5 protein-coding genes are annotated in these 6,507 nt (G+C 70.4%); 4 read left to right on the top strand and 1 reads right to left on the bottom strand.

Features of this window, described 5'->3' with window-relative positions:
* A complete protein-coding gene (locus M3E84_RS12185; RefSeq protein ID WP_259896530.1) occupies positions 1–1,971 on the bottom strand; it encodes an acetate--CoA ligase in 1,971 nt (656 codons plus the stop codon).
* Positions 1,972–2,243: 272 nt separating this feature from the next.
* On the opposite strand from M3E84_RS12185, the gene M3E84_RS12180 reads away from it, so the two are divergent.
* Genes M3E84_RS12180 through M3E84_RS12165 form a run of 4 tightly spaced genes read left to right on the top strand, consistent with a single transcriptional unit; the run spans position 2,244 to position 6,479 of the window.
* Positions 2,244–2,900, top strand: a complete 657-nt coding sequence (locus tag M3E84_RS12180) for a GntR family transcriptional regulator (RefSeq protein ID WP_259896529.1) — start codon at positions 2,244–2,246, stop codon at positions 2,898–2,900.
* Positions 2,897–4,414, top strand: a complete 1,518-nt coding sequence (locus tag M3E84_RS12175; protein WP_259896522.1) for an MmgE/PrpD family protein — start codon at positions 2,897–2,899, stop codon at positions 4,412–4,414. The genes M3E84_RS12180 and M3E84_RS12175 overlap by 4 nt, the downstream gene beginning before the upstream one ends.
* Positions 4,414–5,319, top strand: coding sequence for a methylisocitrate lyase (gene prpB / locus M3E84_RS12170; RefSeq protein ID WP_259896521.1), 906 nt, complete (start codon positions 4,414–4,416; stop codon positions 5,317–5,319). The genes M3E84_RS12175 and prpB overlap by 1 nt, the downstream gene beginning before the upstream one ends.
* Positions 5,319–6,479 carry a bifunctional 2-methylcitrate synthase/citrate synthase gene (locus M3E84_RS12165; protein WP_259896520.1) on the top strand — a complete coding sequence of 387 codons (1,161 nt, stop codon included), beginning with the start codon at positions 5,319–5,321 and terminating at the stop codon, positions 6,477–6,479. The genes prpB and M3E84_RS12165 overlap by 1 nt, the downstream gene beginning before the upstream one ends.
* The last annotated feature ends 28 nt before the right edge of the window (positions 6,480–6,507 follow it).

Genomic DNA, 6,507 nt, shown 5'->3' with positions numbered 1-6,507 from the left:
TCACCGGCCCCGCAGCACGGGCTCCAGCGCCTCCAGCACGGCCGGATCCTCGATGGTCGAGGGCACCGGCGCCTCCTGGCCATCGGCCATCTGGCGCATGGTCTTGCGCAGGATCTTCCCGGAGCGGGTCTTGGGCAGGGCCTCGACCACCGTGATCTGCTTCAGGTCGGCGACCGCGCCGATCTCCCGGCGCACGAGCTGCACGAGCTCCTCGCTGAGCTGCTCCTGCGAGGTCTCGATGCCCTGCTTGACCACCACGTATCCGCACGGGCGCTGGCCCTTGAGCTCATCGGCCACGCCGATCACGGCGCACTCGGCCACCGCGGGGTGCTGGGCCAGGGCCTGCTCGAGCGCACCGGTGGAGAGCCGGTGGCCGGAGACGTTGATGACGTCGTCGGTGCGGCCCATCACGAAGACGTAGCCGTCCTCGTCGATCCGCCCGGAGTCGCCGGTGGCGTAGTACCCGGGGAAGGCCTCCAGGTAGGCGCTGCGGTAGCGGTCGTCGCTGCCCCACAGGGTGGCCAGCGTGCCCGGCGGCAGCGGCAGGCGCACGGCGATGTTGCCCTCCTCCCCCTGTGGCACCGGCTCGCCCAGCGGATCCAGGATCTCGATCTCGTAGCCCGGGATCGGCACCGTGGAGGAGCCGGACTTCAGCGGCAGCCGCTCCAGGCCCACCGGGTTGCCGCTGATGGCCCAGCCGGTCTCGGTCTGCCACCAGTGATCGACCACGGGGATATCCAGCGCCCTGCCCGCCCAGCTCCAGGTCTCCGGGTCCAGGCGCTCGCCGGCCACGAACAGCGTGTCCAGGCTCGACAGGTCGTGCTCGGCCGCCAGCTCGCCCTCGGGGTCCTGCCTGCGGATGGCCCGCAGCGCGGTGGGGGCGGTGAAGAAGGCCTTCACGCGGTGCTCGGCCACCACCCGCCAGAACGCACCGGCATCCGGGGTGCCCACAGGCTTGCCCTCGTAGAGCACGGTCGTGGCCCCGGCCAGCAACGGCGCGTAGACGATGTAGGAGTGGCCCACGACCCAGCCCACGTCCGAGGCGGTGCACATGACCTCGCCGGGGCCGATGTCGTAGATGTTGGCCATGGACCAGCTCAGCGCCACGGCGTGGCCGCCGTTGTCCCGCACGACGCCCTTGGGGCTGCCGGTCGTGCCGGAAGTGTAGAGGATGTAGAGCGGATCGGTGGCAGCGACCTCGACCGGCTCGGCAGGCTCGGCGGCCTCGACCGCCTCCTGCCAGTCCACCCACTCCAGGCCGTCGACGGCCGCGCGCTCGCGCATGCCCGCGACGTCGTGTTCGAAGCCCTCGCGCCCGACCACCAGCACCGCAGACGGTTTCTGCTCGGCCATCTGCACCGCCTCCTCCACGGAGGGCAGGTACTCGATGCGCCGCTTGGGCTCCACGCCGCCGGAGGCCGTGATGACGGCGCGCGGGGCGCAGTCGTCGATCCGCACGGCGAGCTCGCGTGGGGCGAAGCCGCCGAAGACCACCGAGTGCACCGCGCCCAGCCGGGCGCAGGCCAGCATGGAGATCAGCGCCTCCGGGATCATCGGGAGGTAGATGAGCACCCGATCGCCCTTCTGCACGCCCAGCTCCCGCAGGGCCCCGGCGGCCTGCGCCACCCGGTCCTGCAGCTGGGCATAGGTGATCGTCTCCTGCCGCTCGAGCACAGCGGAGTCGTAGATGATGGCCGCCTGATCCCCGCGACCGGCCGCGACGTGGCGGTCCACCGCATTGACGCACGTGTTGAGTGTGGCCTCCGGGAACCAGCGGAAGATCGGGTCGCCGGAGTCATCCAGCGCCCGGCTGGGCGGCGTCATCCAGTCGATGCCCTGAGCTGCCTCCAGCCAGAAGCCCTCCCGATCCTCGACGCTGCGCCGCCACGTCCCGGAGTAGGTGCCGTCGCCGGGCAGCGTGCGCTCGGCGGTGGTGGTGGGGCGGGGCTGATCCGCGCTGTGCTGGCTCATGGATGCTCCTTGTCCGTGCTGTGCGTGGCTCGTGGGCCGGATCCGGGGCGCCGCGCAGGCGATGCACGCGGTGCGCCGCCGCCGGGCCCCGCCGGTTCCATGTCCTCCACAGTAGTGACTCAGCTCACTTGGCACCACCCCCGTGTATACATTGATGCCCATTGCCCGCTCGGCGGCGTGACAGGAACCGCGGACCGTGGCAGGGTGTGTATACACAACAGGCGCCGCGAGCACATCGGGCGCGCACCGAGCCACAGGCAGAGAGGAGCACCATGCGAGCAGGTCAGCGCGTGCACCTCCAGCTGCGCGCGGAGATCCTCAACGGGGATCTCGCCCCCGGTGCCCCCCTGGGGGAAGTCGAGCTCTCCGAGCGCTTCGGCACCTCCCGCACGCCGGTGCGCGAGGCCCTGGGCCTGCTGGCCGCCGACGGCCTGGCCGAGCAGATCGGAGGCCGCGGCACGGCGGTCAGCCGGATCAGCGCCGCGGACATCGAGCCGCTGTTCGAGCTTCGCGAGGCCCTCGAGGTCAAGGCCGCTCGACTGGCGGCGGTGCGCTGCACGCCCGTCGACTTCGTGCACCTGGCCGAGGAGCTGCAGGGCATCTCGATCCAGCTGGACCAAGACCCCATCCCGGACGAGTACTACGAGCTCGTGGCCCGCATGGACCAGATGATCGACGACGCCGCGGCCAACCCCTGGCTCGTCACCGCCCTGGAGACCGTGCGCACCCAGCTCATCCGGGTGCGCCGGCTCTCGTCCCACGACCCGTCCCGGCTGGTCAGCGCCGCCCAGGAGCACGCCGCGATCGCCAGGGCCATCGCCTCCGGCTCCGAGCAGCTGGCCGAGGCCGCCGTGCGCCTGCACCTGCACCAGGCCCTGAGCGCAGCCCTCGAGAAGACCGAAACCACCGCATCAGAGAGGACGTCATGACCGTCAACCACACCGTGAAGGTCCACCCGTCATCGGCGCAGCTGCCCCGCGAGGAGCAGCTGGCCTGGAAGATCGCCGAGGTCGCCGCCGACCCGGTGGAGGTCTCCGCCGAGGTCACCGACATGGTGATCAACCGCGTGCTCGACAACGCCTCGGTCGCCATGGCCTCGATCAACCGCGCCCCCATCGTCTCGGCCCGCGACCAGGCCCTGCGCCACCGCCCGGCCTCGGACGCCCGCGGCGCGCAGCTGTTCGGCGTGGACTCGGCCACCGCGGTCTCCCCCGAGTGGGCGGCCTGGGCCAACGGCGTGGCGGTGCGCGAGCTCGACTTCCACGACACCTTCCTGGCCGCCGAGTACTCCCACCCCGGCGACAACATCCCCCCGATCCTGGCCGTCGCCCAGCACACCGGCGCGGACGGCGCATCTCTGGTGCGCGGCCTGGCCACCGGCTACGAGATCCAGGTCGATCTGACCAAGGCCATCTGCCTGCACGCGCACAAGATCGACCACGTGGCCCACCTGGGCCCGTCGGCCGCCGCCGGCATCGGCACGCTGCTGGGCCTGGACCCGGCCGTGATCTACCAGGCCATCGGCCAGGCCCTGCACACCACCACCGCCACCCGGCAGTCCCGCAAGGGCGAGATCTCCACCTGGAAGTCCCACGCCCCGGCCTTCGCAGGCAAGATGGCCGTGGAGGCCGTCGACCGCGCCATGCGCGGGCAGACCTCCCCCATGCCCATCTGGGAGGGCGAGGACGGCGTGATCGCCTGGCTGCTCGACGGCAAGGACGCCTCCTACGAGGTCCCGCTGCCCGAGCCGGGCGAGGCCAAGCGCGCCATCCTGGACACCTACACCAAGGAGCATTCGGCCGAGTACCAGGCCCAGGCCTGGATCGACCTGGCCCGACGCCTGCACTCCGAGCACCCGGAGATCGCGAACGCGGACAACGTCGACTCGATCGTGCTGCACACCTCGCACCACACCCACTACGTGATCGGCTCCGGCGCCAACGATCCGCAGAAGTACGACCCCAAGGCCTCGCGCGAGACCCTGGATCACTCGATCCCGTACATCTTCACCGTGGCGCTGCAGGACGGCGAATGGAACCACTCGGCCTCCTACGCCCCCGAGCGCGCGGGCCGTCCGGAGACGGTCGCCCTGTGGAACAAGGTCACCACTCAGGAGGATCCGGAGTGGACCCGCCGCTACCACTCCCTGGACATCTCCGAGAAGGCCTTCGGCGGCCGTGCGGAGATCACCCTCACCGACGGCACCCGGATCGTCGAGGAGATCGCCGTGGCCGATGCCCACCCGCTCGGCGCCCGCCCGTTCGCCCGCGAGCAGTACCTGACCAAGCTGCGCTCGCTGGCCGAGGGCGTCGTGGCCGAGTCCGAACTCGAGCGGTTCATCCAGGCAGCCCAGGAGCTGCCCGGCCTGGAGGCCGGCGACCTCGCCGCGCTGAACATCCTGGCCTCCGTCGACCTGTCCACCGGACCCGAGGGGATCTTCTGATGCTGTACTCCCACGTCACCGCAAGTGAGAAGCGCAAGCGCTTCCGCGAGCTGCTGGCCGAAGACCGCTGCGTGCAGTTCCCCGGCACGTTCACGCCGCTGGCCACCGCCATGATCCAGGAGAAGGGCTTCGACGGCGTCTACATCTCCGGAGGCGTGCTGGCCAATGAGCTGGGGCTTCCGGACATCGGGCTGACCACCCTCACGGAGGTGGCCGCCCGCGGCGGGCAGATCGCTCGCACCACGGACCTGCCCACGCTGATCGATGCCGACACCGGCTTCGGCGAGGCCATGAACGTGGCCCGCACCATCCAGGAGCTCGAGAACGCCGGGCTGTCCGGGTGCCACCTGGAGGACCAGGTCAATCCCAAGCGCTGCGGGCACCTGGACGGCAAGGCCGTCGTCGACCAGGACACCGCGGTCCAGCGGATCCAGGCCGCGGCCAAGGCCCGCCGCGATCCTGACTTCGTGCTCATGGCGCGCACCGACATCCGTGCGGTGGACTCGCTGGAGGCCACGATCGAGCGCGCCCAGGCGCTGGTCGAGGCCGGCGCCGATGCGATCTTCCCCGAGGCCATGAAGGACCTCTCGGAGTTCCAGGCCGTGGCTTCGGCGCTCGATGTCCCCGTGCTGGCCAACATGACCGAGTTCGGCAAGTCCGAGCTGTTCACGGTCCAGCAGCTGCAGCAGGCCGGCGTCTCCATGGTCATCTACCCCGTGTCCGCACAGCGCGCAGCCATGGGTGCGGTCGAGCGCCTGCTCGACACCATCCGGCAGGACGGCACCCAGCAGGCCGCTGTGCCCCAGATGCAGACGCGGGCCCGCCTGTACGAGACCGTCGACTACGACGGCTACAACCAGTTCGACAGCCAGGTCTTCGCATTCGACGTCCCAGGAGGCAAGTGATGAGCACTGCAGATCAGTCCACCCAGGAGCCCGAGGTCCACAAGGGCCTGGCCGGCGTCGTCGCCGACGTCACGGCGGTCTCCAAGGTCAACCCCGAGTCCAACTCCCTGCTCTACCGCGGCTATCCCGTCCAGGAGCTGGCGGCCTCGCGCACGATCGAGGAGGTCGCGCTGCTGCTGTGGAACGGCGAGCTGCCCACCGCGCAGGAGCTGACGGAGTTCGAGGAGTTCGAGCGGGCGCACCGCGGCCTGAGCCCCGAGCTCAAGGCCGTGATCGACGCCCTGCCCACGGACTGCCACCCCATGGACGTGTGCCGCACCGCGGTCTCCGTCCTGGGCGCCCAGCACCCCGAGGCCGAGGACGCCTCCCCCGAGGCGGAGCTGGAGAAGTCCAAGGCGCTGTTCGCAGCCATGCCCGCGGTGGTCTGCTACGACCAGCGCCGCCGCCACGGCAAGGGCCCGATCTCCGCCCGCGATGACCTCAGCTACAGCGAGAACCTGCTGTGGATGGCCTTCGGCGAGGAAGCCGATCCGGAGGTCGTCGACGCCTTCAACGTGTCGATGATCCTGTACGCCGAGCACTCCTTCAACGCCTCGACCTTCACGGCGCGCGTGATCACCTCCACGCTGGCGGACCTGCACAGCGCCGTGGTCGGTGCGGTCGGCGCGCTCAAGGGCCCGCTGCACGGCGGCGCCAACGAGGCCGTCATGCACACCTTCCAGGAGCTCGGCATCCGCAAGGACGAGTCGGAGGAGGACGCCGAGAAGCGGGCCAAGGAGTGGATGGACCAGGCCCTGGCCGAGAAGAAGAAGGTCATGGGCTTCGGCCACCGCGTGTACAAGAACGGCGACTCGCGCGTGCCGACCATGCAGGACGCCCTGTTCCGCATGCTCGATCACTACGACCGCCGCGAGATCCTGGGCCTCTACAACGGCCTGGCCCGGTCCATGGACGAGGCCAAGCAGATCAAGCCCAACCTGGACTACCCGGCCGGGCCCACGTACTGGCTCATGGGTTTCGACATTCCCACGTTCACCCCGCTGTTCGTGTGCGCCCGCCTCACCGGGTGGACTGCACACATCATGGAGCAGCGTGCCGCGAACTCGCTGATCCGCCCGCTGTCGGCCTACAACGGCCCCGACGAGCGCCACCTCGACTGATCCTCGATCCGTCCCGACCGGGTCCCGC

The sequence above is a fragment of the Kocuria sp. p3-SID1428 genome (genome assembly GCF_025149945.1).
In the GTDB taxonomy this organism is placed as follows: Bacteria; Actinomycetota; Actinomycetes; order Actinomycetales; family Micrococcaceae; genus Kocuria.
This window is presented reverse-complemented; position numbering and strand designations above follow the sequence as displayed.

Coding starts and splice junctions, on each gene's coding strand:
- prpB (WP_259896521.1), top strand. CDS start 4,414: ATGCTGTACTCCCACGTCACCGCAAGTGAGAAGCGCAAGCGCTTCCGC.
- M3E84_RS12175 (WP_259896522.1), top strand. CDS start 2,897: ATGACCGTCAACCACACCGTGAAGGTCCACCCGTCATCGGCGCAGCTG.
- M3E84_RS12180 (WP_259896529.1), top strand. CDS start 2,244: ATGCGAGCAGGTCAGCGCGTGCACCTCCAGCTGCGCGCGGAGATCCTC.
- M3E84_RS12165 (WP_259896520.1), top strand. CDS start 5,319: ATGAGCACTGCAGATCAGTCCACCCAGGAGCCCGAGGTCCACAAGGGC.
- M3E84_RS12185 (WP_259896530.1), bottom strand. CDS start 1,971: ATGAGCCAGCACAGCGCGGATCAGCCCCGCCCCACCACCACCGCCGAG.